This window comes from Collinsella aerofaciens, from assembly GCF_028206795.1.
GTDB classification, from domain to species: Bacteria; Actinomycetota; Coriobacteriia; order Coriobacteriales; family Coriobacteriaceae; genus Collinsella; species Collinsella aerofaciens_AX.
Window position 1 is genome coordinate 154,128 of the sequence record NZ_JAQLFJ010000003.1, and the last position, 25,662, is coordinate 179,789.

Annotated in this window: 21 protein-coding genes; 3 read left to right on the plus strand and 18 right to left on the minus strand. The window is 62.1% G+C overall.

Going from position 1 to position 25,662, the window contains the following annotated elements; all coding sequences use genetic code 11:
- Positions 1-62 precede the first annotated feature (62 nt).
- The 5 genes from PMX70_RS02950 to trhA form a co-directional block, all read right to left on the minus strand.
- Positions 63-818, minus strand: a complete 756-nt coding sequence (locus PMX70_RS02950; RefSeq protein ID WP_271742827.1) for a PRC-barrel domain-containing protein — start codon at positions 816-818, stop codon at positions 63-65.
- Entirely contained in the window at positions 818-1,207 is a 390-nt protein-coding gene (locus PMX70_RS02955; RefSeq protein WP_099432470.1) for a YtxH domain-containing protein, read from the minus strand. The genes PMX70_RS02950 and PMX70_RS02955 overlap by 1 nt, the downstream gene beginning before the upstream one ends.
- A gap of 136 nt (positions 1,208-1,343) precedes the next feature.
- Positions 1,344-2,177: a cyanophycin synthetase family protein gene (locus PMX70_RS02960; RefSeq protein WP_271742828.1), complete on the minus strand. Its 834-nt coding sequence runs from the start codon at positions 2,175-2,177 to the stop codon at positions 1,344-1,346.
- 24 nt (positions 2,178-2,201) lie between these two features.
- On the minus strand, positions 2,202-3,575 hold the full coding sequence (locus PMX70_RS02965; protein ID WP_271742829.1) for a hemolysin family protein: 1,374 nt from the start codon (positions 3,573-3,575) through the stop codon (positions 2,202-2,204).
- A 108-nt stretch (positions 3,576-3,683) separates the two neighbouring features.
- Positions 3,684-4,367 (minus strand): PAQR family membrane homeostasis protein TrhA, encoded by a 684-nt coding sequence (gene trhA, locus PMX70_RS02970; RefSeq protein WP_271742830.1) that lies wholly within the window; start codon positions 4,365-4,367, stop codon positions 3,684-3,686.
- Between the two features lie 186 nt (positions 4,368-4,553).
- On the opposite strand from trhA, the gene PMX70_RS02975 reads away from it, so the two are divergent.
- Positions 4,554-5,519: an alpha/beta hydrolase gene (locus PMX70_RS02975; RefSeq protein WP_117778704.1), complete on the plus strand. Its 966-nt coding sequence runs from the start codon at positions 4,554-4,556 to the stop codon at positions 5,517-5,519.
- Positions 5,520-5,650: 131 nt separating this feature from the next.
- Here the strand turns inward: PMX70_RS02975 and PMX70_RS02980 are convergent, their stop codons facing one another.
- The 6 genes from PMX70_RS02980 to PMX70_RS03005 form a co-directional block, all read right to left on the minus strand.
- Positions 5,651-6,856: a DUF362 domain-containing protein gene (locus PMX70_RS02980; protein ID WP_117769774.1), complete on the minus strand. Its 1,206-nt coding sequence runs from the start codon at positions 6,854-6,856 to the stop codon at positions 5,651-5,653.
- A 201-nt stretch (positions 6,857-7,057) separates the two neighbouring features.
- Complete coding sequence (locus PMX70_RS02985) at positions 7,058-9,724, minus strand: ABC transporter permease (protein ID WP_271742831.1); 2,667 nt, start codon at positions 9,722-9,724, stop codon at positions 7,058-7,060.
- A gap of 8 nt (positions 9,725-9,732) precedes the next feature.
- The gene (locus tag PMX70_RS02990; RefSeq protein ID WP_117630024.1) at positions 9,733-10,446 is read right to left on the minus strand and encodes an ABC transporter ATP-binding protein; all 714 of its coding nucleotides are present in this window, start codon (positions 10,444-10,446) and stop codon (positions 9,733-9,735) included.
- Between the two features lie 319 nt (positions 10,447-10,765).
- Complete coding sequence (locus PMX70_RS02995; RefSeq protein ID WP_117630025.1) at positions 10,766-11,971, minus strand: ABC transporter permease; 1,206 nt, start codon at positions 11,969-11,971, stop codon at positions 10,766-10,768.
- Entirely contained in the window at positions 11,958-13,145 is a 1,188-nt protein-coding gene (locus PMX70_RS03000; protein ID WP_118270547.1) for an ABC transporter permease, read from the minus strand. Before PMX70_RS03000 ends, PMX70_RS02995 begins: the two co-directional genes overlap by 14 nt.
- 9 nt (positions 13,146-13,154) lie before the next feature.
- On the minus strand, positions 13,155-14,093 hold the full coding sequence (locus tag PMX70_RS03005; RefSeq protein ID WP_271742832.1) for an ABC transporter ATP-binding protein: 939 nt from the start codon (positions 14,091-14,093) through the stop codon (positions 13,155-13,157).
- A 197-nt stretch (positions 14,094-14,290) separates the two neighbouring features.
- Here PMX70_RS03005 and PMX70_RS03010 point away from each other — a divergent pair, with 197 nt between their 5' ends.
- Both PMX70_RS03010 and PMX70_RS03015 read left to right on the plus strand, forming a co-directional pair.
- Positions 14,291-15,436 (plus strand): sensor histidine kinase, encoded by a 1,146-nt coding sequence (locus tag PMX70_RS03010; protein WP_271742833.1) that lies wholly within the window; start codon positions 14,291-14,293, stop codon positions 15,434-15,436.
- A complete protein-coding gene (locus PMX70_RS03015) occupies positions 15,433-16,062 on the plus strand; it encodes a response regulator (RefSeq protein WP_271742834.1) in 630 nt (209 codons plus the stop codon). The genes PMX70_RS03010 and PMX70_RS03015 overlap by 4 nt, the downstream gene beginning before the upstream one ends.
- Before the next feature lie 802 nt (positions 16,063-16,864).
- Here the strand turns inward: PMX70_RS03015 and PMX70_RS03020 are convergent.
- The 7 genes from PMX70_RS03020 to bilR form a co-directional block, all read right to left on the minus strand.
- On the minus strand, positions 16,865-17,206 hold the full coding sequence (locus PMX70_RS03020; protein WP_138113720.1) for a 4Fe-4S dicluster domain-containing protein: 342 nt from the start codon (positions 17,204-17,206) through the stop codon (positions 16,865-16,867).
- A gap of 7 nt (positions 17,207-17,213) precedes the next feature.
- Positions 17,214-18,302, minus strand: a complete 1,089-nt coding sequence (locus PMX70_RS03025) for a hydrogenase large subunit (protein ID WP_138340529.1) — start codon at positions 18,300-18,302, stop codon at positions 17,214-17,216.
- A 5-nt stretch (positions 18,303-18,307) separates the two neighbouring features.
- The gene (locus tag PMX70_RS03030) at positions 18,308-19,024 is read right to left on the minus strand and encodes an NADH-quinone oxidoreductase subunit C (protein WP_138340528.1); all 717 of its coding nucleotides are present in this window, start codon (positions 19,022-19,024) and stop codon (positions 18,308-18,310) included.
- Positions 19,024-19,632 carry an NADH-quinone oxidoreductase subunit B family protein gene (locus PMX70_RS03035; protein ID WP_138340527.1) on the minus strand — a complete coding sequence of 203 codons (609 nt, stop codon included), beginning with the start codon at positions 19,630-19,632 and terminating at the stop codon, positions 19,024-19,026. The genes PMX70_RS03030 and PMX70_RS03035 overlap by 1 nt, the downstream gene beginning before the upstream one ends.
- A 12-nt stretch (positions 19,633-19,644) precedes the next feature.
- Positions 19,645-22,527: a proton-conducting transporter transmembrane domain-containing protein gene (locus PMX70_RS03040; protein ID WP_138340526.1), complete on the minus strand. Its 2,883-nt coding sequence runs from the start codon at positions 22,525-22,527 to the stop codon at positions 19,645-19,647.
- A gap of 181 nt (positions 22,528-22,708) precedes the next feature.
- Positions 22,709-23,104, minus strand: coding sequence for a helix-turn-helix domain-containing protein (locus PMX70_RS03045; RefSeq protein WP_006235758.1), 396 nt, complete (start codon positions 23,102-23,104; stop codon positions 22,709-22,711).
- 447 nt (positions 23,105-23,551) lie between these two features.
- Entirely contained in the window at positions 23,552-25,582 is a 2,031-nt protein-coding gene (bilR, locus tag PMX70_RS03050) for a bilirubin reductase, long form (RefSeq protein ID WP_271742835.1), read from the minus strand.
- Positions 25,583-25,662: the final 80 nt, after the last annotated feature.

Below are 25,662 nucleotides of genomic sequence, written 5' to 3' on the forward strand. Positions count from 1 at the left end.
CCATAAACACAGCAAGCCGGAGCAACAGGTCTCCGGCTTGCCTCCCATCATTTGGTACGTCGCTATTTTGTAGCTTTAGACGAGCCTCCGCTCGCCTTTTGGTATTCGTCCTTAAAGGCCTTGAACATACCGCGCGTCTTGCCGAGCTGCTTGCCCAGTGCGCGACTGCCCTTGTCCACGGCGACCGATCCCTTGTCATCGAGCACCTTGGCGCCCTTTTTGACCTTGTCGCCCACAACGACGCTTGCCTCGGCAGCCTTTGCAGCGGCACCGCCCGAATACCCGAGCGACTTGACCTCGTCCGAAACGATCATCGCGCCGTTCTCATAGCCGCGCAGCATCGTCGGCGGCATCTGCGTGTCGCCCACCAGCACACTCGAAGCGGCACCGGCGGTCACATAGAATGCCTGCACGATGCCCGAGCGTGGCTTGAACTCAACGTCCGAGCAATAGCCCACGACGTCGCCCGATTCCGTGCGCACGTCCATACCGACCCAGATGATGCAATCGTCCAAGTTGATGTCGAGGCGCTTGGCGGCGGCGGTATCGTACGTGTCCTTGACGTCATCGACCGCAATAGCGCCCTCGTAGACACCAATGGCGTCGAGCGCTACGAATCGGTCGGGGCGCTCGATCATGCCCGCGATATCGGACTGGCGGACCATAAAGCCGACCACGCGCGTACCGCCCGGGGTAAAGACCGGAAAGTGAATCTTTCCGAGCTTTTTAGGGCTGCGCGGCGTGCCGTCCTTTTTGGTGCGCTTGTCCTCGGTAGGCTTGCGATAGATCTTGGCGCCGACAAAATCCCCGGCGCGCATTATGCCTCGGTCGAGGGCTCCGCAGCCTCGGTATCAGCCTCGACGGCGTTCTCGACCACGACGTCGGCGGCAGGCGTTACGTTGCCGCCCGAGATGGCGTCGTTGAGCTGCTCGCGAAGCTGGTCCATGCGCTCGCGGGCCAGGTCAACCTTGGCGCGCAGGTCATCGGTCTTGGCGTCGACCATCGGACCAAAGTCGTTGACCGCGGCACGAGCCTCCTCGGCACTGTGCTCGTAGGTGTCACGCATGTTGTCCCAGGCATCGTTGGCGATATCGGCGGCCATGGCGCGGGTCTCGGCACCCGAGCGCGGGGCCAGAGCAACGCCGATGATAGCGCCGGCGGCAGCACCAAAGAGCGCACCGGAGACAAAGCTGAAAGTCTTTCCCATGATCATTCCTCTCCTGCGGGCACCTCGATGCCCACCGTTTGAATGCTGTCCATTATACCCGCAGCGCAACACTTGCCGTCGCGCTCATCTGCGTACGGTAAAAGCACAGGTACATGATGGTGATAAGCGAGTGAGCCTACTCCTGAGGCGCAGCCGGCATGGCCACCGTAGCAGCCGGGTCTTCGCCGGCGCCATCGACGAGCGGCAGGCTGCCCTCGTGCGCCGAGCCGGACGGAGCCGTTGCCGCACCGCCAAAGACGGCCGCGGGGGCCTCGTGGTTCTCGACGACCGCGCCCTCGGTATCGATTGGCATCTGCGGCTCGTCGTCAAAGCTCGGGACGCCTTGGGGCTCCGCAGACTCGGGCTCAGCAGGCGCCTCGGCAACGGGCCCAGCGTCGGCGTCGGCAGGAGCGTCGTGCTCGGGCGCATCCTCGGCCACGTCCTCGCCGTTCGCAGCGGCAACGGCCTCGTGCGGGTCCTTGCCCTCGGCCTCGGCGCGCATGCCCAGCACCAGGTTGCGCAGGCCAGCGACCGTGCCTTCCACGTCGGGGGCCGGCTGGTCAGCGTGCAGGTACGCCCAGTCCATCATAAAGGTCGCCGATGACAGCGCGCCAATGGCCAACGCGTCGTCGGGACACGAAAGCTCAACCTCAAAGACACGTTCATCATGCTCGCTCACGCGGGTGCGACCGCACGAGATGCTGCCGGCAAGACCGGTCTCGTTCATGAGCTCGACCGTCACGTGCTCCAGCAGGTGGCAAAGCTCGGTCTGGCCCATGCAGTCCTGGAACTCGCGACCCGAATCGCCCAGGCACAGATGCTTGGCAATCGCGGGCACCAGGTAGTACACGCGCGCCGTGGCCTCGATATCCTCCGAGGTCATGAGCGGCATGCCGGGGTTCACCAGCACGTGCGCGCAAATCTTGTCCTCGCTGACGGTGACCTTAAGGATGTTGAACAGGCCTGCCATAACTCTCCCCTACTCGTCCTTGCCCTACTCGTCGCCATCGTGCGGATCCACAGAGCCCGCACCCGACGCCGCCGGCTTCTCTGCCGGGGACTCGGAATCCTTCTTATCGGTTTCGGCCGGAGCGATCACGCGAATGAGCGAGATACGCTGGCCACGCATCGACTGTACCTTGAACTTGTACCCTGCGACCTCAAACACCTCTCCGATGTCGGGCACCGAGTCGCAAAGCTCCAAAATCCAGCCGGCGATGGTCTCATAATCATCGCTTTCCTCGAGCGGCCAACCAAGCTCAATCGCGTCATCGCACGAAAAACGCCCATCGACGAGCCACTCGCGGCGCGAGAGGCGCGTGAGGTACTTGTTGTCGGGGTCGAACTCGTCCTCGATCTCGCCGACGATCTCCTCGACGATGTCCTCGATGGTGATGATGCCGGCCGTGCCGCCGTACTCGTCCACGACGACCACGATCTGGTCGTGCGAGGTCTGCATCTCGGACAGCAGCGGCAGGATGTCCTTGGTATCGGGCACAAAGGTGGCGTCGCGCAAAAAGTCGGCAATGGGCTGGTCGCCCTTGCCGTCGAGCGCGGGCTGGATCAGGTCCTTGATGTGCGCGATGCCCGCGACATTGTCGGGGTCCTCGTGATAGACGGGGATGCGACTGAAGCCGGTCTGGCGCATGGTGGACAGCACGTCGGCGACTGTCTCGTCGTCCTCGCACATGGTGGTGTCCACGCGCGGCACCATGACCTCGCGGGCAACGGTGTCGCCCAGGTCAAAGATCTCGTGGATCATGCGCTTTTCCTCGTCGAGCAGGTCGTCCTGCTCCGAGACCATGTACTTGATCTCTTCCTCCGAGACGTTCTGGCGGTCATCGGCGCTCTTGATGCGCAGGATGCGGGCCAGGCCGTCGGAGCAGGCACCAGTCAGCCACACGAGCGGGCGGGCGATCTTTTGGAACACGGAAAGCGGTCCCACGACCTGCTTGGATACGCCCTCGGCGTTGGCCAGACCAATGCGCTTGGGCACGAGCTCGCCGATCACGATGGACACGAAGGCGACCGCGACGGTGATGATGACCGGCGCCAGGCCGCGCGCAATGGCGGAAAGCGGCGCGATGCCAAAGCTCATGAGCCATGTGGCGAGCGGGTCGGACAGGCTCGTCGAGGCGACGGCGGACGAGGCGAAGCCCACGAGCGTGATGGCGACCTGGATGGTGGCGAGCAGCTGGTCGGAATCGGCGGCGAGCTGGACGGCGCGCTCGGCGCGCTTATCGCCCTCCTCGGCATCGTGTTCCAACACGGCGCGCTTAGCCGTGGTGAGAGCCATCTCGGACATGGAGAAGTAGCCGTTGATAAGCGTTAAAACGAGCGTGGTAATAAGGGAGATGGTTATGTCCATCGGGAGTTTCTCGAACCTCCAAGATTCGGGACGTTGGGCAGTAAGCGTAGGTGCCGGATAGGGCAATTGCGCCGGTCGCCCGTGCGAGCGGAGCCGTGGGCGCGGTCGCTAGATTACGAAGAGGATCACCGCCATGAACTGGAAGATGCTGCCGGCGAGCACCCACAAGTGGAAAACACTGTGCAGATAGCGCACGTTTTTGGCGATATAGAACGGCACGCCCACGGTATAGCACACGCCGCCGACGGCGAGCAGGGCAAGTGCCACGGGGTTGAGCAGCGACACGAGCTCGGGCAGCTTAAAGACGACAAGCCAGCCCATCAGCAGGTAGACCAGGCCACTTACCCAGTGCGGTTGACGCTCGCGCATAAAGCACTCGAGGGCAATCCCGACGATGGCGATGGCCCACACGGCAAAGAACAGCGCAGGGCCGCCGTCGTTTGCGAGCGTGATGAGGCAAAACGGCGTATAGCTGCCGGCTATGAGCAGGTAGATGCAGCTGTGGTCGATGATGCGAAACACGCGCTTGGCGCGCGCGGGCTGAATCGCGTGGTAGAGCGTGGAGGCTAGGTATTCGAGGATAATGCTGACGCCATAGACAATTGCCGCGGCCATGTGGGCCGAGCCTCCGCCGCGCAGGGCAGCGAATACGATCAGGAGCACCAGGCCCGCGATACCCAGCAGGCAGCCGACACCATGGGTGACGGAGTTCATGATCTCCTCACCCACCGTGTAGTGTGGAACGGCCGCGGTCTTGGGTCGCGGCTTAGAACTGTCGCTCGAATCGGACATGCCGGTTACATCCTCCAACGTAAAGAGTTCTCAACACTATATCAAAGCGTCTGGGTGCGTGCGAAATTTGCACCATACGTGACCCTTTGTTTACCCATTCTTTGCCTGTTGACGCATCAACGGTGAACGTCCATAATGCGCTTGCATTAAATGTTGATGTATTAACATCTTATAGGAAAGCTTCTTATGTCTCAAAACGCACGTTCCCATCGAAAGCTCAAGATAGCCGGCGTCGTTGCGCTGGTGGTTGTCATTGCGCTGCTCGGATTTGCCGGCAACTTTCTGTTTGACTTCGCGCTGAACCCCCGCGCGCCATACACCATGAAGATGATGCAGGACGGCAAGGACGGCAAAGAAAGTGAGCAGCCGGATGCCGAGGGAACCGAGGCGCGGGCGTGGTTTAAAGAGAATCGCGAGAGCAGCGGCCTCACCGCAGATGACGGGACCGAGCTTGCCGCCTGGTATTTTGCTGCGTCGGAGAGCACGCACGACTACGCCGTCTGCCTGCATGGATATACCAACGAGCCCATCGGTATGGCCCGATACGTCAAGCGATTCCACGACCGCGGCATGAACGTACTCGCACCCGCCGCCCGCGCCCACGAGCGTTCCGGCGGTGACTACATCGGCATGGGCTGGCCCGAGCGACTCGATGTCGTCGCGTGGATCGGGCGGATTGTTGCGGCCGATCCCAAGGCGCGCATCCTGGTCTTTGGCGAGTCGATGGGCGCGGCGACTGCCATGAACGTAGCGGGGGAATCTCTGCCCGCAAATGTGAAATGCATTATCGAGGACTGCGGCTATACAAGCGTTTGGGACGAGTTTTCCCTGCAGCTCAAGGATGTATTTGGCCTGCCCAGTTTTCCCTTGCTCGATGTAGCAAACTTGGTGTGCAACGTGCGCGCGGGCTACGACTTTCATAAGGCGAGCAGTGTGGAGCAACTCAAACACGCGACGGTTCCCATGTTGTTCATCCACGGCGACCAGGACACCTTTGTGCCGTACGACATGCTCGACCAAAACTACGACGTGTGCGCCAGCAAGGTCAAGCAAAAGCTCACCATCCATGGCGCCACCCACGCCAAGAGCGCGCAAGTTGACCCCGAGCTCTACTGGAATACGGTCGACGAGTTCCTCGACAAGAATTTTTAAGCAAATAGTACGGTTTACTGGTCTATCTGGCCCCTAGCACTTCCAAAAAGCCGCCCGTGGGCGCTGTGCTCACGGGCGGTTTTTACTAACGTTGCGCTACAAAAGCGCTTGATATGTCCAATAGCTAGGCGCTATTTGACCTCGATGAGCTCGTACTCGCTCGTGCCCAGGCCAATCTTCTCGGCATGCGCGATGCACGCGCGCCAGTCGGTGTCGGGATGCGTGATGCAGAAGGGATCCTTGGCCTGCTCGCCCTCCAGATGCTCGTGATTATGCTCCATCTTGGCCGCGCTGTCGGTAAGCTCGGTGTTAGGCAGCGGCTCGGACGCCAGGACGGCGTCGGCGCAGGCCTGGTCGATGGCGACCGGGTCGAAGCTCGCGAACATGCCGATGTCGTTGACGATGGGCGTGTCATTCTCGGGATGGCAGTCGCAGTTGGGGCTGATGTCCATGGCGAGCGAGATGTGGAAGCTCGGGCGGCCGTCGACGATGGCCTTGGTGTACTCAGCGATCTTGTAGTTGAGTACGTCGGCCGCGGCATCATAGTCGGGCTTGATGCAGTCCTGGTTGCACGCCGCAATGCAGCGTCCGCAGCCCACGCAGCGATCGTGGTCGATGGCAGCCACATGAACCGTGCGAGTGCTGCCGTTGGCAAGCTCGCGCTCACGCGTACCGTCAAACGTGATGGCGCTGTGCGCGCATATCTTCTCGCAGGCACGGCAGCCAACGCAGTTGGTGGTATCGACGCTCGGCTTGCCAGCGGCGTGCTGCTCCATCTTGCCGGCACGGCTACCGCCGCCCATACCCAGGTTCTTCATGGCGCCGCCAAAGCCGGCCTGCTCATGGCCCTTAAAGTGGGTGAGGCTAATCACGATGTCGGCGTCCATGAGTGCCTGGCCGATCTTTGCCTCGCGCACGTACTCGCCGCCCTCGACCGGAACGAGCGCCTCGTCGGTGCCCTTGAGGCCGTCGGCGATGATGATCTGGCAACCCGTGGCATACGGGGTAAAGCCGTTCTGGTAGGCGGTGTCGATGTGCTCGAGCGCGTTTTTGCGGCTGCCCACATAGAGCGTGTTGCAGTCGGTGAGGAAGGGTTTGCCGCCCAGCTCCTTCACGACGTCTGCGACGGCGCGGGCGTAGTTTGGGCGCAGAAAGCTCAGGTTACCCAGCTCGCCAAAGTGAATCTTGATAGCGACGAACTTGTTCTCGAAGTCGATCTGCTCAATGCCGGCGCGGCGAATGAGGCGTTTGAGTTTGTCGAGCTGGCTCTCGCGAGCATGCGTGCGCAGGTTGGTGAAGTACACCTTTGCCGGTGCTGCGGGTGCGGTTGCGGTCATAGATCTATCCCCTCGGTCTATATGGCGTTACAGACATAGAGGATGGTACCCGTTGAAGTGGGGTTGAAGTCAAGCGCAACGCCGAGTCGCTAGGCACTCATTGGGGACAGACTTAAATGAGTGCTTGCCGCCCGGCCAGCGAGCCGGCGATCCGGCAAAGACTGTCCCCAACGACTAGTCGTTTAAGAACGTCCCCAATGACTACTCCTGCACCTTGAGGGCTTCGGCCAGGCTGACGCGCTTGATAGAGCGCGTGTGCAGCAGCGCCACGACCAGGTAGGTCGCAAAGCCGATGCCGATGCATGCAGCCATGGACCAAGCGGGCACGTAGATCTCGATATTGCCGTTGTAGGCGAGCAGCATCGAGCGGAAGATGGCCGTGAGCGAGCCAATAATGACCGGCAGGCTCAGCACGAGCGACGCCGCCACGCACAGCATGATCGAGCGGATGTACAGATGCGAGATCTCGCTATCGCGATAGCCAAAGACTTTCATGTAGCTGATCGAACGGGCGCTGTGGTCGATCACCGCCTTGGTCAGCAGGTACATAAACAGCAGGAAGATAAACACCGCGAGCCCGACCATCATGCCGATCATTTTGCTCATCATGCCGATGAACTGGTCACCCACGGCGCGCATGTCGTCGGGCGTGGTGTCACCGGCAAAGTAACGAGCATCGAGGTCGAGCTTCTCGTCGCTCACATAGCCGTTAAAGTAGGCGGCGTCGTTGCCGAACAGCTCGTTAAAGTCATCGATGCTCGTATAGATATTCATGTCCGACTTTGAACCCCAGATGCAGTCCTTACCCGCGTACTCAAGAGAATAATCCCGAGCCTCGTACTTGTCGCGAAGCTCGACCTTCTGGCCCTCGCTCCAGCCAAACTTATCGAGCAGACCGCCGCCAAAGACGACGCGCCCGTCGCCGACGTTGAGGTCTTTCCAATAGCGCGAATGAGATGAAATGCCGTAGACAGAGATGGCCTCTGTGCCGTTTCCCTCGCCGCGGTCGTATTGCAGCTGGTAAACGGCATATTTCTCGGCCTGCGCGATTGCGCCCGCGCCGTTGTCGGTCGTGTTGATCGGGTGAATGTCGTCGTTGTCGGTGTCGATCTTAGAGGCCTTGTCGATCAGGTCGATGGCCTCATCGCGGTCGCAGCCGAGGGCATCGGCAAGGTCATCGAGGCGCGCATAAAGCGCATCTTTCTTGTCCTGGACCTTGGCGAGCGCGTCCTGCGCCGCGGCCAGGCTCTCGGCAGACGGAGATGCGGTCGCGGCATCGGCTGCCGTCTGCGCCGCATCGGCCGCGTCGTCAAGCTCGTCATCGGCATCCTGGGCGGCGGAGAGCAGCGCGCCGTCAATCGACTGCAAGCGCTCGAGCGCCGCCCACTGCCCGCGCTCCTCGGCAGTACCCTCAAGCTCTAGCGGAGCCTTGAGCGTGTACTGGTGCTCGGCGACCAGGCTTGTCTCCAGGTTGTCCGCATAGTGCGTCATCGTGGGCAGGATCGCCAGGCCAAAGAGCAGCAGCAGCGAGGCAAACGCAATGCCCACGAAGAGCGTGGCGAAGTTGCCCAGGTTGCGCAGGAAGATGCGCAGGCGAAAGCGCGAGACAAAGCCCATGCGCTCCGGCAGCTGCAGGCCGCGCTTGGTGCCCGATTTGCCGCTCGCCTCGTGACGAAGGAACTGCAACGGCGTCTTGCCCATCTTGCGAAGCAGGCCCACCAGCGTGATGAGGATGAGCGCGGCAGCGGGAACCACGGCGCACTTCACAAAAATCTCCCAGCTCCAGTACACCTGGAAGGGAGGCAGGCTGTACGAACCGTAATAGAGGCCGCGCATGGGCTCGGTAAAGAACGCGACGCCGAGCGCGGTGCCCAAAAGCGCCGCGACCACGCCCACGATGGCGGGAAGTGCCAGGTAGTGCAGCACGATCTCGCGGCGGCGATAGCCGCTGGCGAGCAGCGTGCCAATGATGGCGCTCTCCTCCTCGATGGTGGCGTCGGTAAGGACCACAAAGACGAACGCCATGATCACGATGATAATGTTGAGCAGCGTCATCCACATCATGGAGTCGCCGTCTACGTCGTCGCGCGCGTAGCCAATACCCTGGTTGGAATCGGCGTCGATCAGATCGTCCACGCGCGCATCGGCATCGGTCAGCGCCTCGACCATATCCTGCTCCGCATCGATGCGATCCGCGGTGGGGAGGTCGCGATCGGTAAAAGCAAAGGAGTAGGTGTAGGCAGGTGCACCACCGGCATCCTCGAGCGCGGCAAAGCCGGCGTCGGTGACCTCGGCCACACCATAGGTGATGGTGTTCACCGTAAAGTCCGAATTGTTGAGGAACAGCGCCTGGCTATCGGGCTGGGTCATGATGCCGCAGATGGTGTAGGTGCGGCCCTCAAGCTCAACCTTATCGCCCACGACAAGGTCGTTGTTGGTGGCAAAAACTCGGTCGATAGCCACCTCATCGTCCGTCTTGGGCTGCTTGCCTTCGCAGTAGGACGCGATATCGACCTTGGTGCGGTGCGCATAGGTGCGCAACGTGCGCTTGGTGCCGTCGTCGCCGGCGGTCTTTTTGATGATGGCGTCGATGGAGAAATTCTTGTAGAGCGTGACGCCGCCGACGTCGTCGGCTGCATCCTCGGCTGCCTTGAGCTGGTCGTCGGTAGCCTCGAAGGAGGTGGTCACGCGGCCGTCCTCAATCGTGTACGCATCGCGCATGTCGTCGATAAGGCAACCGATGGAATGCGCCGCGAGCAAAAAGCCCGAGGTGAGAGCGATGCTCCCGCACATAAGCAAAAAGATGCCCAGGTACTTGCCGATATTGCGGCGCAGCTCGCGCGGGAGTCGCTTTGCGAGAGGTGTCATGGCATCGCCTACCAATCGAGCTCGGCGGCCGCAACGGGCGACTCGTTGAGCCCATCCTCGACGATGCGGCCGTCGCGCAGGCGCAGCACGCGGTTGGCCATGCGGGCGATGGCGGCGTTGTGGGTGACGATGATGATGGTGCAGCCGTAGGTGCGGTTAACATCCTCCATGAGCTGCAAGATTTCCTTGGATGTCTTGTAGTCAAGCGCGCCGGTGGGCTCGTCGCACAGCAGCAGGCCCGGGTTTTTGACGAGTGCGCGGCCGATGGCGCAACGCTGCTGTTGGCCGCCCGAGACCTGGCGCGGGAACTTGTTGCGGTGCTCGTAGAGGCCCAGCGAACGCAGCAGGTCGTCGACATTGAGCGGGTTTTTGGACAGGTGCGCCGTGACCTCGATGTTCTCCTTGATGGTGAGATCGGGCACCAGGTTGTAGAACTGGAAGACAAAACCCAGCTCACGGCGGCGATACTCGCCCAGATCGGTAGGTTTGAGCACCGTGAGGGCGCAGCCGTCCACCATGATGGAGCCACCGTCGGCATCCTCCAGGCCGCCGATCAGGTTGAGAAAGGTCGACTTGCCCGAGCCCGAGGGCCCCAGCATGACGCAGATCTCGCCGCGGTTGATGGACGTGTCGATGCCATCGAGTACCGTCAGGCGCGCATCACCGTCGCCGTAGTGTTTCCTGAGCCCGCTGACCTGGACATAGGCTTGCTTTGTCGACATGCTATCCCCCGTTGTTAGCCTTCTGCTACTTTTCTAGGGTAATAGTAAACCCAGGCGAACTATTTTTAAGCGACAGGCGCGATTTTTTCCAAACCAGTCATTGGGTACTCATTGGGGACAGACTTAAATGACTGAAACCACTCATTTAAGTCTGTCCCCAATGAATGCCGGGACTGTCCCCAAGTGCCGGCAGGAAAGGAACGTCCCCAAGTGCCGACATATTGGGACAGTCCTTGCCGGCACGACCGGCGGGCCGGCGAATCGACAAAGACTGTCTCCGATGACTAGCCGTTTAAGAACGTCCCCGATGACCAGGTAGCTAGGCGTGGGATTTGGCGCGGGTGAGGGCCAGGCCTACGGCGGCGATGGCGGCGGCGAAGAGCACCGTGACGCCCAGGTCGCAGGCGATGTCGCCCAACACGGTGGCCGTTAGATCCGAGGCAAGCGCCTTGCCGATCGCGTCGTTCACCCAAAACGTCGGCACAAAGTGCGCCACCGTCTGCACGGCCGAGCCCATGAGCGACAGCGGCATCCAGGCGCCGCCCAAAAACGTCATGAGCATGCCGAGTAAGTTGCCCACGCCGTTGATCAGCTCCTCGCGCGCGCCCAAGCTCGACAGGGTAAAGCCAACGGCCAGCGGCGTGCACGCCAGGGCAAGCGTCGCCGCCAGCGCCAGGCACACGCGACCCACACCGACCTCGGCGACCGCGCCGGCAAAGCCCACGACACCCACCATGCTCGACACGAACCAGATGCAGACGGTAAGCACCGCGGCAGCCGCGAACACAGCAAGCGAACGCTGGCGCTCGGAGACCGGGCCGGCCTCCATGCGGCGCACGCGCTCGGGCTCGTTCATACCCGAAAACACCAGTCCCACCGAAACGATGACCGATGAGATGATCGCGTACGCGCCAAAGTTGAAGTACGACTCGAGCGTGGCTGCGGCAGTCGAGTCAACCTTGACCTGCTCGATCTGGACCTCCGCGCGCTTTGCGGCGGCGTGCTCGGCGGTCTTGGCGACACTGGCCCCGGAGGCAGCAGGCTCAAGCACCGCCGCAGCGCCCGCGAGCGAGATCCACCGCGAAACCTCGGCAGACGAAAGCGCCGCCGCCATGGTGCCGGAACCGTAGGTCACATCGAGCTTGGGCAAGTCCTCCCCCGCACGGGCGGCCGCAACAAGATCGTCCTCAAACCCCTCCGGGATAAAGAACACGCAGTCGGCGCTGCCCTTGGCGCTGTTGCTCTTGGAGAGCGCGTCCGCAAGGTCGTACGTGTCGTCGCCGACGCCCGTGACCAGGTCAAAGCGCGAACCCAGGTGCCTGGTAAGCGCACGCGAAAGATCGCTGCCGTCGCGGTCGACCACAATCACGTTGGCGTCGTAGGGCTTGTACTCGGTCAGCTGCGACGAGTTCCAGCTGACCGAGGCCGCAATGAACACGCCCATGAGTGAAATGAACACCGTGTAGATGAGCAGGTAGAACGGGTGCGCGAGCGCCATGCGAAGCGCGGTCTTAAAGGTGCTCATAGCGGCTCCTTCCAAAGATCAGCGTAGCGGCGGCGACAAACACCAGGGCCATGAGGACAAGCGCACCGGCGCGAACGACAAAGGGACCCAGATCCTCAAAGAAATACAGGCGGTTGAACATATCGCAGATGAGCTTGACGGGGTTGAGCCAGCACTCGGCCGGACAGGCGCGGGCAACATCGTCGGCAAGCGCCATCGCCGGCTCGCCGTAGAGTCCGGCGAACAGGGCGCACGTGGTGGCAAAGCCCGTGAGGATGCCCGATTTGGACGCCTTGCCGCCCTTAACGGGAAGCGTCCCCACAAAAAGCCCCAGGCCCGTGGCAGCAAGCGCGGATGCGGCGCCGCCCGCCAGGCACAGCCCCTCGCGCCCGCCAAAGTCGATGCCGACCACCAGGCGCACGTAGCCGATCGCGATCGCCATCGAGGCAAATGAGACCAGCCACGAGCCGACAAAAATGCCGGCCAGCGACGCCGTCTTGGAGACGCCGCCCACGCAGCGGCGCGCGCCGAGGCCGGACAGATTGGGCTGCAGATCGACGACGGCCAGGGCCGCAAACTCGGAAGACATCATCGCGACCAGGCCAAAGAGCGCGTAATAGTAGATGGTCGTACCGTCGGGCGTGGTGCGCGTAAGGCTCACGCGGCGAGTGCCGCCCTTAAGCGACAGGGCGCGCGCAACCGCCTCCGGGTCGGCGAGCGCCGCCGGGTTGTCCTGGGCAATCTGGCGCATGAGCTCGGCATTTTGCGTATACGAGCTCGCCACCGTCTCCAGGATGCTGCGGTCGGTGAGCACCGTACTGGCGCGCGAGCTATCGTAGCTCGAAAGCAACGTAAGCTTGGGCGCGCCCGCGTCGTCGACCGTGTAGACGCCCGCAACCTCGCCGGACTTGAGCGCATGGTTCGCCTCGGCCGCGTCGTCGCACTCGTGGATCTTAAGCAGCTGGTCGTCGCCCTCCTTGGCAAGCGACGTCGCCACGTCCTTAAAGGTCGAAGCGTCCCAGGCCTCGTCGGCGACAACGGCTACCGGCACCGGATCGACCTTGCCGTCGGAGCTGAGGTTCGCAAACATAAACATGAACATCGTGGAAAGCGCAATGGGAAAGAGCGCGCCCCAGACCCATGTGCTCGGCCGGCGCAGCAGCGTCTTGACCGTGATAATGATGGTGTTGATCATGGCTGCCCCCTAGTCGCGTAGCTCGCGGCCGGTGATCTCGAGGAACACGTCGTTGAGGGTCGGCGGCTCGCTCCACACGCGACCGAGTGCCACGTCGGCGGCGCGCAGCGTGTCAAGGATGTCGACCAGATTATGTGGGCTCGCCTCGCAGGTGCAGATGAGCTCGCCGCCGGACAGCTCAACCGAAAGCACGTGCTCCAGAGCGCGCAGCCGCTCGACCGTGGCGGGCTCGACGGCGCCGACCTCGACGGTCACGCGCTCGCCCATCTGAATCATGCGCTTGAGCTCGTCGTTGGTGCCCTGCGCCAGCACGCGCCCGCCGTCCATGATCATGATGCGGCTGCAGATTTGCTCGACTTCCTCCATGTAATGGCTGGTATACACCACCGTGGCGCCCTCGTCGCGCAGGCGGCAGATGCCCTCCAGGATGGCGTTGCGGCTCTGCGGGTCGACCGCCACCGTGGGCTCGTCAAAGAAGATGAGCTCGGGCTTGTGCGCGATACCGCAGGCGATGTTGAGGCGACGCGCCAGGCCGCCCGAGAGCTTGCCGGGGCGAAACTTGGTAAAGTCGCCCAGCCCGACAAAGTCGATCGCCTCGTCCACCAGCGCGCGGCGGCGCTTGCGGTCGTTGACGTAAAGGCTGCAGAAATAGTCGATGTTCTCGCGCACCGTAAGCTCGTCAAACACCGCCACCTGCTGCGGCACCACACCGATGCGGCGCTTGAGGTCGTAGCGGGCGGGCGTCATGGGCTCGCCGAACAGCTCGATGGTGCCTTTGTCGTAGGCGAGCAGCTGCAGAATGCAGTTGATGGACGTGGTCTTGCCCGAGCCGTTGGGGCCCAGCAGGCCAAAGATCTCGCCGGGGGCGATGCTCAGGCTAAAGTGGTCGAGCGCGATAAGGTCGTCGTAGCGCTTGACGAGGTTTTCGACGTGGACGATGTCTGTCATGAGGCGGCCCTTCTGTTGATTGCGGCCCGGCACGATTGCATCATCGCAGGAGCGAGCGGCGCGCACCAGTGAGCTTTGTCACGAGTGCGGAGCTTGGCCGTGCGGCCTGCCGACGTCCCCGCTTTGCCGCGTGGGAGGAATGTCACGGTTGCGCAGGCGGTCCCTCCACCACGCGCGGCTTCGCGTACAATACCCGTATGAACAGGCTTTTCGACAAATCGATCGTGCTGGCGTGCTGTATTGCGGCCGCCATGGGTCTTGCTGTGGACGCTCGCTTGGTCGCGGCGTTTTGCCTTGGCGTTATTGCCACCTCGCTGGCCGAGGTCGTACAGGGAAACCGCGCCCGCCGTGTGAGCGAGGCCGCGAGCTACGCCTGCATCATCGCGGCTGTCTTCGTGCCGCCGTTTGTGCCGTTTGCGCCTCTCGCTCTCTATGACATCGCGCGACGCGTTCGCCGTGAACGAATCTGGCCCGCGCTGGCGATTGGCGCCGTGTTTGTCTGCGCGCTTGTCGCGGACCTTCGTGGTGGCGTGCTCACCACCCGAACGCTGCTGTTAACCGCCATCCTTTCGGTTGCCGCCACCTTGCTATCGCTACGCACCGCCCAGTTGGAGCGCGAGCAGCGGCGCATGCGCCGCACCCGCGACGAGCTGCAGGAACGAGCCCTCGCGCTCGAGGCGCGCAACCGCGATCTTGCCGACCGCCAGGACTACGAAGTCGAGCTCGCGACGCTCGCCGAACGCGCCCGCATCGCGCGCGAGATCCACGATAACGTCGGGCACCAGCTCACGCGCGCCTCGCTGCAGGCCGAAGCCCTACGCGTGGTCCACGCCGACGAGCCTGGCGTCGCCGCCGATTTCGCCGACGTTAAACGCACGGTTGACGAGGCGCTCCAGCTTGTGCGCACCAGCGTCCACGCGCTCAACGACAACGCCGTCGACCTTTCCGTGCAGCTCGAACGCATTGTTGAAGGCGCGCGCTCGGACGGCGGCCCGCAGATTGAGCTTGAAGTTTTGGCCGAGCATGCACCCGCCAACGTCGCCAACTGCTTTGCGGCGGTGCTGCGCGAGGCGCTTTCCAACGCCATGCGCCACGCCCATGCCAAAACCATTACCGTGCGGTGCATGGAGCATCCGTCGTTTTACCAGCTTGTCGTTACCGACGATGGCGCGGGCGGGGTCCAAGCAAGCGGCCGCGGCGCTGCGGAGGGCATGGGGCTCGCCTCCATGCGCGAGCGCGTCGAGGCGCTTGGCGGCACCTTCACCGCCGGCCCGCGCGCCGGCGTCGGCGGCTGGCGTGTGTTTGCCACCGTTCCCAAACAGCAAGGAGATGAGGGCCGATGAGGCTCATCGTTGTCGACGACGACCGCCTAGTGGTCGATTCGCTCAAGATTATCCTGGGCGCCCAGCCGCAGATCGAGGTAGTGGGCACCGGCGCCAACGGCGGCGACGCGGTCGCGCTCTACGCCGAGCACACGCCCGACATCGCGCTGCTCGACATTCAGATGCCGGGACGTGACGGCCTATCGGCAGCGCGCGAAATCCTTGAGCGCGATCCTGCAGCACGCGTGGTGTTTCTGACAACATTCTCGGATGACGAGTACATTGTGTCGGCGCTTAAACTGGGCGCCCGCGGCTACCTGATTAAAACCGATGTCGCCGCCATTCCGCCGGCGTTGGCACAAGTCATGGACGGCAAACGCGTGCTGGAGGGCAAGGCAATCGAGGATATCGACTTTGACGGGACGCGTACCGAGGCCGGCACGCCCCGCCGGCCCGCAGCCTTTACCGGCCTGACCGACCGCGAGTTCGAAGTCGCCGAGCTCATCGCCCGCGGCCTCGACAACAAGGAGATCGCCGCCACCGCCTACATGGGCGAAGGCACCGTGCGCAACCACATCAGCTCAATCCTAGCCAAAATGGGGCTACGCAACCGCACCCAAATCGCCATCGCCTACCTGCGAGGGTAATTACCCAACGGCCAACCGCTCCGACAGAGCAAAATAGCTGTTATCGATTTAATGCCATTTCAAAACTATGCCGGTTTACGGGGCTAAGCTCAGGGCCCCCATCCATACCCGCGTTTTCCGTAAAATGACGGCTTGTCTACCTGCGGTTTTATTTTCACGGATATCGGCATGGTTGGGAGCGCGTGACTTAGCCCCGTAAACCGGCATAGTTTTGTCCGAGCGGCTCTGCACGAGCGCCTCCGCAAGCCTCGCGGGACCAAAATGATCCGTTTTCCTCCGTCCCCAAGGAATCACCCGGAACCGCTCGCCACGAAACCTGCCCATCTACTACGTTTGACTCGATACCCTTGACCATACCCCCGTTTTCCAGAAAATCGCAGGCGTTCTACCTGCGGTTTTCTTTTCGCATTTTTTGCCGTGGTTGAGGGCCACCGCCCAAACGTCGTAGTAGATAGGCCCATTTCATGGCGAACGGGCCACACGGATGTCCTCGCGAGGCCAAAATGATCCGTTTCCCTCTGTCCACGGGAGATCAAGTGATGTTACGAATATGGTGTCATTTCAAAACTATGCCGGTTTACTACGATAAAAACGAGATTCCCGACCACGCGTGATTTTTTCGCAAAACTACAAGCCGTCTACCTGCGGTTTTGATTTTGTCAAATGCGGTGTGGTTGGAGGTGGGCGATTTATCGTAGTAATCCGGCATAGTTTTGTTCGCGACGGCACAACCGCGCGTTTAAGCGCGGGGCCGGTGGGGCATTTTTGCCCCACCGGCCCCTATCCCAGCTCTATTCCGGCGTTACTCCGGCTTGGTTTCTACCGTGGGAGTCTTATCCGCCGCAACTGGAGTACGGGCGGTGTCCATAGTCAGGCAGTGCTTGGGGCAGCTCTCGATGCACTCGCCACACACCACGCAGGCGTACGGGTCGATCGACCAGGTACCGCCCTTGCGATCGACCGCGAGCGCGCCCGCCGGGCAGCGGCGCGCGCACATGCCGCAGCAGATGCACACGTCCATGTCGTTGACGATATGCCCGCGCAAGCGCTCGGGTGCCGTCAGCTTCTCCTGCGGATAGCGCACCGTGACCGGCTGCTTGACCATAGAACCTAAGGCCGTCTTGGCAAATGTCAGTAAACTCATGCCGCGCCTACCTTTCCGTGCAGCTAATGCAGGGGTCGATGGTCAGGATAATCATGGGCACGTTGGCAAGGAGCACGCCCTGCAGCGCATGTGTCAGACCCGCCAGGTTCTGCGACGTCGGCGTGCGCACGCGGAAGCGGTCCAGGTTCTTGGTGCCGTTACCGCGCACATAGTAATACGCCTCGCCGCGCGGCTGCTCAATCACAACCTCGCCGCGTGCGCCGTCGGCCGGCGTGAGCTTGGTGCGCCCGCCGATCCCGTCGTGCGGAATCTTGCCCACAAGCTCCTTAATGATGTCCATGGCCTGCGTGACCTCGGCACAGCGTACCTGACAGCGGGCATAGCAATCGCCATCGGTAGCAACGATGGGCTCAAACGCAGCCAGATCCGCATAGGCACCGTCGTCAAACATGCGCACGTCGTAATCCACGCCCGATGCGCGCCCAAACGGACCGACCATCGAAAGCTCCAGCGCATCTTTCTTGCTGATCACACCCACGCCATGCAAGCGCTCGCCGCAGCTGTCATCGTCCAAAAACGTATGCACCAGGGCCTCGTAGTCGGGACGCATGGCATCGAGCGTCTGGACAATTCCGGCCAGCTCGGAGTCCTCGATATCGTGCTTCAGGCCGCCGATCTCGTTAATCGACAGAATCACGCGACCGCCGCAAGTGCTCTCGAAGATCTTGAGAATCTGCTCGCGCAGGGTCCACGAACGATAGAACAACGCCTCGAAACCAAAGGCGTCGGCAAGCAGGCCCAGCCACAGCAGGTGCGAGTGAATGCGCGAAAGCTCGTGCAAAATGGTGCGGATATACTGCACGCGGCCGGGCACCTCGATGTCGAGCATGCGCTCGCAGGCGCTGGCATAGCCATAGCTGTGACCCACGGCGCAAATGCCGCAGATGCGCTCGGCGATGTAGCCAAACTGGTGCATATCACGCTTTTCGGTGAGCTTCTCGAGTCCGCGGTGCACAAAGCCGATCTGCGGAATTGCCTCGATGACGCGGTCGTCCTCGATCACCAGGTCCAGATGAAGCGGCTCGGGCAGCACCGGGTGCTGCGGGCCAAACGGAATAACGGAGCGATGTGCCATGGACCTTACGCCTCCTTTTTCTGCTTGTCGCGGGCGGCCTTAGCGGCAAGCGCCGCGCGGACCTTGGCCGCTTTCTCGGGATCCATGGCGGCGAGCTTTGCCTCCATCTCGGCAGCCTTGAGCGCGGCCTTCGCAGCGGCCTCATCGTGCTGAGCATCGGAGCCGGCAGCCGCAGCGGGCTGAGCAGCGGCGCCCGCGGCGTCGCCAGCGCCCGCAGTGCCCTCCCCCGCAGCGGCCGTGGCAGTAGCAGCCTTCTCGGCCGCGGCCTTGCGCGCCTTGGCCTCGGCAGCGGCACGGACCTTCATGGCTTTCTCGCGCGCGGCCTTCACCTCGGGCGTGATAACGCTCATGGGCTCGGCAGTCGAGACCTGGTAGAAAAAGCCCTTAAAGTCAATCTGCATATCGGTGATGACAAGACCAAACAGGTCGTGCGCCTCGTTCTCAAACGGGAATACCGCCGGATAGTACGAGCTGATGGACGGAATCTCCTGGTACTGGTCGATGCCCTCGACTACCAGGTTCTCAATCGCATAGCTGCCGTCCCGCGCAATATGCTCCTGAGCAGCACGAACGTTGATAAACGTATAGACCAGGCGATACGAGCCGTCGTCGACGTTGCGCTCGGCGTGCATTTGCACAAAGCGCGCGCCGACGCCCTTGAGCGCCTGGACATGCGACAGGAGCTCGTCGATCCCGACGGTAGTATAGATAGCCTTTTGCATTACTCGGCCTCCTTTGCAGAGGTGGGCTTCTCAGCAGGCGCGTCGCCAGCGGCGGGCTCCCCGGCAGGCACGTCACCGGCATCATCAGTCCCGGCCACCGCAGCCACAAACCCGTCCTCGCCCAGCTCAACGCCACCGTCCCAGGTTGCGGCGCCGCCCACGGTAAGCGGGTCGCCGCCGGCGCGCATCACGGCCTCCTTCTGGTCCAGGATGCCACACGCCTCCACGATGGCATCGATCACCGTCTCGGGGCGAATGGCGCACCCGGGCGCGTACACGTCCACGGGAATCGCGCGGTCCACGCCGCCGATCACGTTATAGGCATCGCGGAATACGCCGCCCGAACACGCGCAGATACCGCAGGCCACCACGCACTTGGGCTCGAGCATCTGGTTGTAGATCTGGCGCACGACGGGCAGGTTCTGGGCATTGACCGACCCCGTCACCAAAAAGATATCCGCATGCTTGGGGTTGCCGGTGTTGACCACGCCAAAGCGCTCCGCATCGAACAGCGGCGTGAGCGAGGCCAGCACCTCGATATCGCATCCGTTGCAGCTCGAGCCGTCGTAATGAATAACCCACGGCGAGCGCGACATTTTATGATCCATGGATGCCGCCTCCTAAATAAATACGTCGACGAGGATGGGCATAAGGTTGAGCAGGCCAAACACCAGCGCCACGCCCCAGCCGAGCTTAACGCAGCTGCGCCAGGTGCTACGGGCGAAGGTGTTGTCGATCAGGACCTCGACAAAATACGTCGCGGCCATCACGACCAGGGCTACAACCCAGCTCACGGGGTTGTCCCAGACAAAGAACATGCCCACCCACATCAAAAACAGCACGGTCTCGCACCAGTGCATAAGGGTCATCTTGGCCAGCGTGCCGCCGCTCATCTCGGTGGCGACGCCCTGGACGATCTCCTGATGCGCATGATGCGAGTACGAAAGGTCAAACGGCGACTTGCGCAGCTTGATGGTAAGCACCGCGAGCAACGCGAGGAAAATGGGCGCGCTGTGCACGATGATGGGGACCGACTGCCCCGTCACGGCGATGGAATCAAAGCTGTCGGTGGCAAGGTACAGGCCCACGCTCATCAGCAAAACGGCGGGCTCGTAACTCATAACCTGCAGTAACTCACGATCGGCGCCAACCTGGGCAAACGGGCTTTGCGTCGAGGCGGACGCCAGCACCACAAAGATCGCGGCGAGCGTCACCATAAAAGCGCACAGTAGCGTGTTAGAGCCCGACACAAAGATGCCGCCGCCCACCACGGTAAAGATGAGCGCGCACGCCATATAGGTATCGTCCATGGTGTTTACGCTGGCGGGGGCCTTGCGCAGCAGCTTGGCAACGTCGTAGAAGGGCTGCAGCAGGCGCGGGCCCACGCGGCCCTGCATGCGGGCGGACAGCTTGCGGTCGATGCCGTCGATCAGGCCGCCCACAAGCGGCGCCAGTAAGGCAAATGCCACGGTGCCAATAAAAATGCCCACGACGCCCGAACCTTCAAAATACTTGCCGCGCAGCACCGAGGGCGCACTCATGGCAAGTCGCTCGGGCCCAATCCACGCGCAACACAGCAGCGCAAACAAGATAATGCTGCAGCACACGACGCTACCCGCGGGGCCAATACGCTTCTCGCCAAGGGCGTCCTCCGAGTACCAATTGCGCTTTTCGGCCTTCACCTCGTGTCCCATCGAGCCGCGGAAATGGCGATATTTGTCGGTCCCCACGCCCGAAAGGTACACGTTGACGTGCGGTTTGTTGCTCACGCGGAATGAAGTCAGCAGCACCACGGCGATAAACGCCACGATAACCACCATCAGGTACATGGCGTCCTTGCCAATAACGTACGGCACGCGGCCAAACACCATGGCCAAGTAAGGCGACACCAGACCGCTCGAGATAACCGGGAACGCCACGCAGCACAGAATCAGCAGCGCGGCGATGGTGTTGAGGGCCATCCATTCGGTCTTATGGACATTGACCTCAACGTTTTGAGCCGTGGGGTCGACACCCGAAAGCTTGGCAAGCCACTTGCCCCAGAAGAAGAACGTCGCGGCCGAGCCAAAGGCCAGCACCATGATCATGAGCACGTTGCCAGTCTGCGCGAACGCCACCAGGGCGCCCCACTTGGACACGAGCATGCCAAACGGCGCCACAAACATGCCCATGATGCCCAGCATCATCAGACGCGTCAGGTGCGGCATGCGGCTGAACATACCGTCCATGTCCTCGATATCGCGGCTGCCGATATGATGCTCGGCCGTGCCCACGCACAGGAACAGCAGCGACTTTGCCACCGTGTGGAACAGGATCAGAAAGATGGCCGCCCATACGGCCTCGGGCGCGCCGACACCCAGGCAGGCACTGATGAGGCCCAAGTTGGAAATGGTGGAGTACGCGAGCACGCGTTTGGCGTTGCTCTGCGAGATGGCCATGAGGGCAGCAAGCAAAAACGTGATGGCGCCCACACTCGTGACCATAAAGCCGGTTACGGGATAGATAGCATAGAGCGGGCTCAGCTTGACCATTAGGAACACGCCGGCTTTAACCATGGTTGACGAGTGCAGCAGGGCGCTCGTGGGAGTGGGGGCAACCATAGCACCCAACAGCCACGTGTGGAACGGCATCTGTGCGGCCTTGGTGAGTGCGGCGAGCGACAACAGGATGATCGGCATCACCAGCAGTGCGGATTGCGCGGTACCGGCGCCGGAAAGCTCGATCATGCCCGAGATGGTCAGCGGCATGCCGTTAACGTGCAAGAACATAAGGCCCGCCAAAAACGCGATACCGCCCAGCATGTTAAGGATGATCTGGGTGAAAGCGTTCTTGATGGCCTCGGGCGTGCGCGTGTAGCCAATCATAAGGAACGAGCACACGGTGGTGATTTCCCAGCCGCAGAACAGCCACTCAAGGTTGTCGCTCGTCACGATGACGAACATGGCCGAGAGGAACAGGAACATAAGCGCCAGGAACTGCGGGCGACGGTCGGGCGCGGTCTGCCCGCGCAGTGCGGCCTCGTGCTCGTCGTGGGCCTGGAAGTCCTTCATATAACCCAAGGCATACACGCAGATGAGGCTGCCAACAATGCCGACGGCGAGGACCATGATCACGCTCATGTAGTCCAGGTAGAGCGGCGTCGCCGTGACGGCTTCGACCGCGGGCAGCGTCATGGCTGCAAAGGCGAACGAGCCCACCAGCTGGACTATGCCGAGCACCATGGCGAGCGCGTTCCTATATTTGTACGCGTTGTACAGGATTACGGCGCACAGGATGACGTCGATGACGGAGCTGATGATCGAGAGCACATGCGAGGTGCCGGAGGCAACCTCAAAGCTCTGCGGACCCATGCCAAAAAACATGACGGCGACTACAACTGTCACCGCCATAATAATGCCGGAGCCTATGAGCCCCACCGCATCGCGGGCGCGGTCACCGCGCGCGAGCAGCATGCCCAGCGCCGGTACCAGCGGAAACAGGGTAAGGAAATACAGTAGCGTCATACCATCACTCCCCCATGCAAAAACGCTGCAATTGTTTAACGTTATAGCTCAATTGAGGAGTAGCGGCGACAGGTTTTCGGTCAACTGGGGAGTTTTAGGCGTACGAGGCAAGGAGCCTGTCCGCATTGGAGTAGAGGGGCGGCAAGAAAAATGCGCCCCTGTGGGCGCACCATCCCGTTTGCTATTCCGCCTTTTTAACGCGCGGCTTGCGACCGCGCGGCTTATCGACCAGTGCGGACTCACCGCTCTCACGGTACTGACGGCACCAAGCCTTGACCGAAGACTCGCTGGGAATCTTGTGCTTGATCATGGCCTCGCGAACCGTCAAGCCGTTTTCCAGACGGTCCTTAACCACAGCGAGCTTTACGTCGTACGAATAGGTGTGATGATGCGAACCGGCATTGAGAACGGCGTCGGCACCGCCCACGGCATACGCGCGGGCCCACTGACGAGCCGTGGCCTGGGGAATGCCAAGCTCCGCAGCGAGGGCGCGATGACCGACCCCCTCTTGGAGGATCTCGACGGCGCGCTGCCTAACCTCGGGCGCATGCGTGCGAGTCCTAGTTGCTTCCGACATATCTGCCACTTCTTAGCCTTAACCGTTAATCTGCCTTCTTACGTGCAAGTTAGATAGTAGCATTTTACTGTTTGCTCAAAGCAGTTAATTAAAATAGACGCGGCGTTATCTGGGCATTTGGCACCAAATTACGACATTTCTTTATCGATTATTTACGCTGGTAGCTGACTCACGGCTAATCGTCATTCGCTTGTCAACAAAATTGGCATCTCTTTATGTCCTTTGGTATAGAGGATATGGTTATTAACCCCTCCCCCAATAATTTTGAGTGATCTGCGAGGCAGTAGACGTCCTCACTCCTCATGATTACCGCGCATTGCCATCCACCGGAGCAAAACAAAAAGGGCGAGACCTGCGCGCTTGCAGGCCCCGCACCGGTTGACATCCGACGGGACACAGCCGGGCGAGACGGATCCGTGCTACCGCCCCGCCTGGCCGCGAAGTTAACTACAGCTCGTTGGCCGCGTGATATGCCGTGCGAATGGCGCTCGCGATGTCGGCGGTGCGCTCGCCCGAGCAGTCTCCCACGCAGGTCACGGGCACCGTCACGCCATCCAGGTCAAACGCGTTGGCCTTGGAGCCCACGGCCATCACCACGTAATCGCAGGCGATCTTTACCGGCTCCTCGGCGCCGTCCTCGGTAGTGCGAATGGCCTCCACGCCCTCGTCGGTAATGGCGGTCAGGCGGGTCTTCACGTGCTGCTCCACGTTGTGCTCTGCAAAGTCGCTCATAATCAGCGGCAGAATGGTCTCGGACTCGCCCGCGGCAATCTTGTCGAGCATCTCGACAATCGCCACCTCGCAGCCGCGCTGCAGCAGGTACTCGGCAGTCTCGGTGCCCACCAGGCCACCGCCAATGACGGCGACGCGGCCCGTAAGCTCCGCCTTGCCGGCCAGCACATCCCAGCTCGAGACGACCTTCTCCGAGTCAGCGCCCGGAACGGGGATGACCACGTCGTGCGCGCCCACAGCCACAATCGCGGCGTCGGCGGCGTTGAGATCCGTGGGGCTAGCGGCATGGTTGAGCTCAACCTTCACGCCCAGGCCGGGCAGAATCTTCTCGTAATACTCGACCGAGCGCATAATCTCATCCTTGCGCGGAGGCGCGGCCGCCAGCACAATCTGGCCGCCCAAGTGATCGCTCGCCTCATAGACGGTCACGTCGTAGCCGCGTTTGGCCGCCACGCGCGCGGCCTCCAGGCCGGCGATGCCGCCGCCCACCACGGCGATCTTCTTGTCGCCCTCACCCGGTTTAATGGCGATGGTCGCCTCGTCGCCGTTCTCGGCATTGAGCACGCACGAGATGTACTTGCGGTTTTGAATCGCGTCGACGCAGCCCTTGTTGCAGTTGAGGCACTCGCGAATGGGCTCACCCGTGGCGGCCTTCAGCGCAATGTCGGGGTCGCACATGAGCGAGCGGCCATAGGCGATAATGTCGGCCGCGCCGTCCTCAAGAATCTTCTCGCCAGCCTCGACCGAGACAACGCGGCCGACGGTTGCCACCGGCACGGAGACCAGGGCCTTGACGCGCTCGGCCACGGGCAGCGTCCAGTTGTAGGGCATGGCGCCCATGGGCGGAATGGTGTCGCCCATGTTGCCGGTGTGGTTTGCCTGCGCCACCTGGATCATGTCGATGCCGGCGGCCTCGAGCAGCTTGGCAAACTCGCAGGCCTCGTCGGGCAGCAGGCCGCCCTTGCCGCGCTGCGTGCCGTCGGGGTTCTCCATGATCACGGGGAGCTTGTACTCCACCATCAGCTCCGGCGCGGCCTCCTTAATGGCGGCGACAACCTCCAGCGCGTAGCGGACGCGGTTCTCGAACGAGCCGCCGTACTCATCGGTGCGCTGGTTGAGGATGGCCGAGCACAGCGAACCCACCAGGCGGTCGCCGTGGACCTCGATGGCGTCGATCCCAGCCTGCTGCGCGCGGGCGGCCGAGGCGGCGATGGCTTCCTTGATCTGGGTGAGCTGCTCCACGCTCGCCTCGTTCACAAAGTGCTGCATATCGTGGTGCAGCTTGGCGTAGGCCTGCTTGCGAATCTCGTTGGACTCGGCCATCTTGGCGGCAAAGGTCTCCTCGTCGCCGGCGGCCTTGGCCTCCTGCGCGGCCTTGGCGGCGGCCATGGAGCCCATGACCATGCGGCCGACGCCGGGCACGTCGTACTCGGGGTGGAACAGCTGCAGTGCGACCTTGGCACCGTGCTTGTGGACGGCGTCGGCCAGCGCCTTAAACGTGGGGATCTGGGCGTCGGTCGCCAGCTTGGGCGTGGGGCTTGCAGTCATTACGGGAGCGACGTCGCCGATGACGATGTAGCTCACGCCGCCGCGGGCCAGGCGCTCGTAAAAGGCCAGGCTGCGCTCGCCAATGGAGCCGTCGCGCTCCTCATAGCCGGTGGTTAGCGGCGGGAACATAATGCGGTTCTTGAGCTCAAGGGGGCCAACCGTAATGGGCTGGAGCAGCTTGGATGCAGGTGCGGTCATGGACATTCCTCTCTTGTAGGCGCGGCGGCGATGATGCCGCGTAGTTACAACGAGGATATGGCATGGGGGCACGAGGGCGC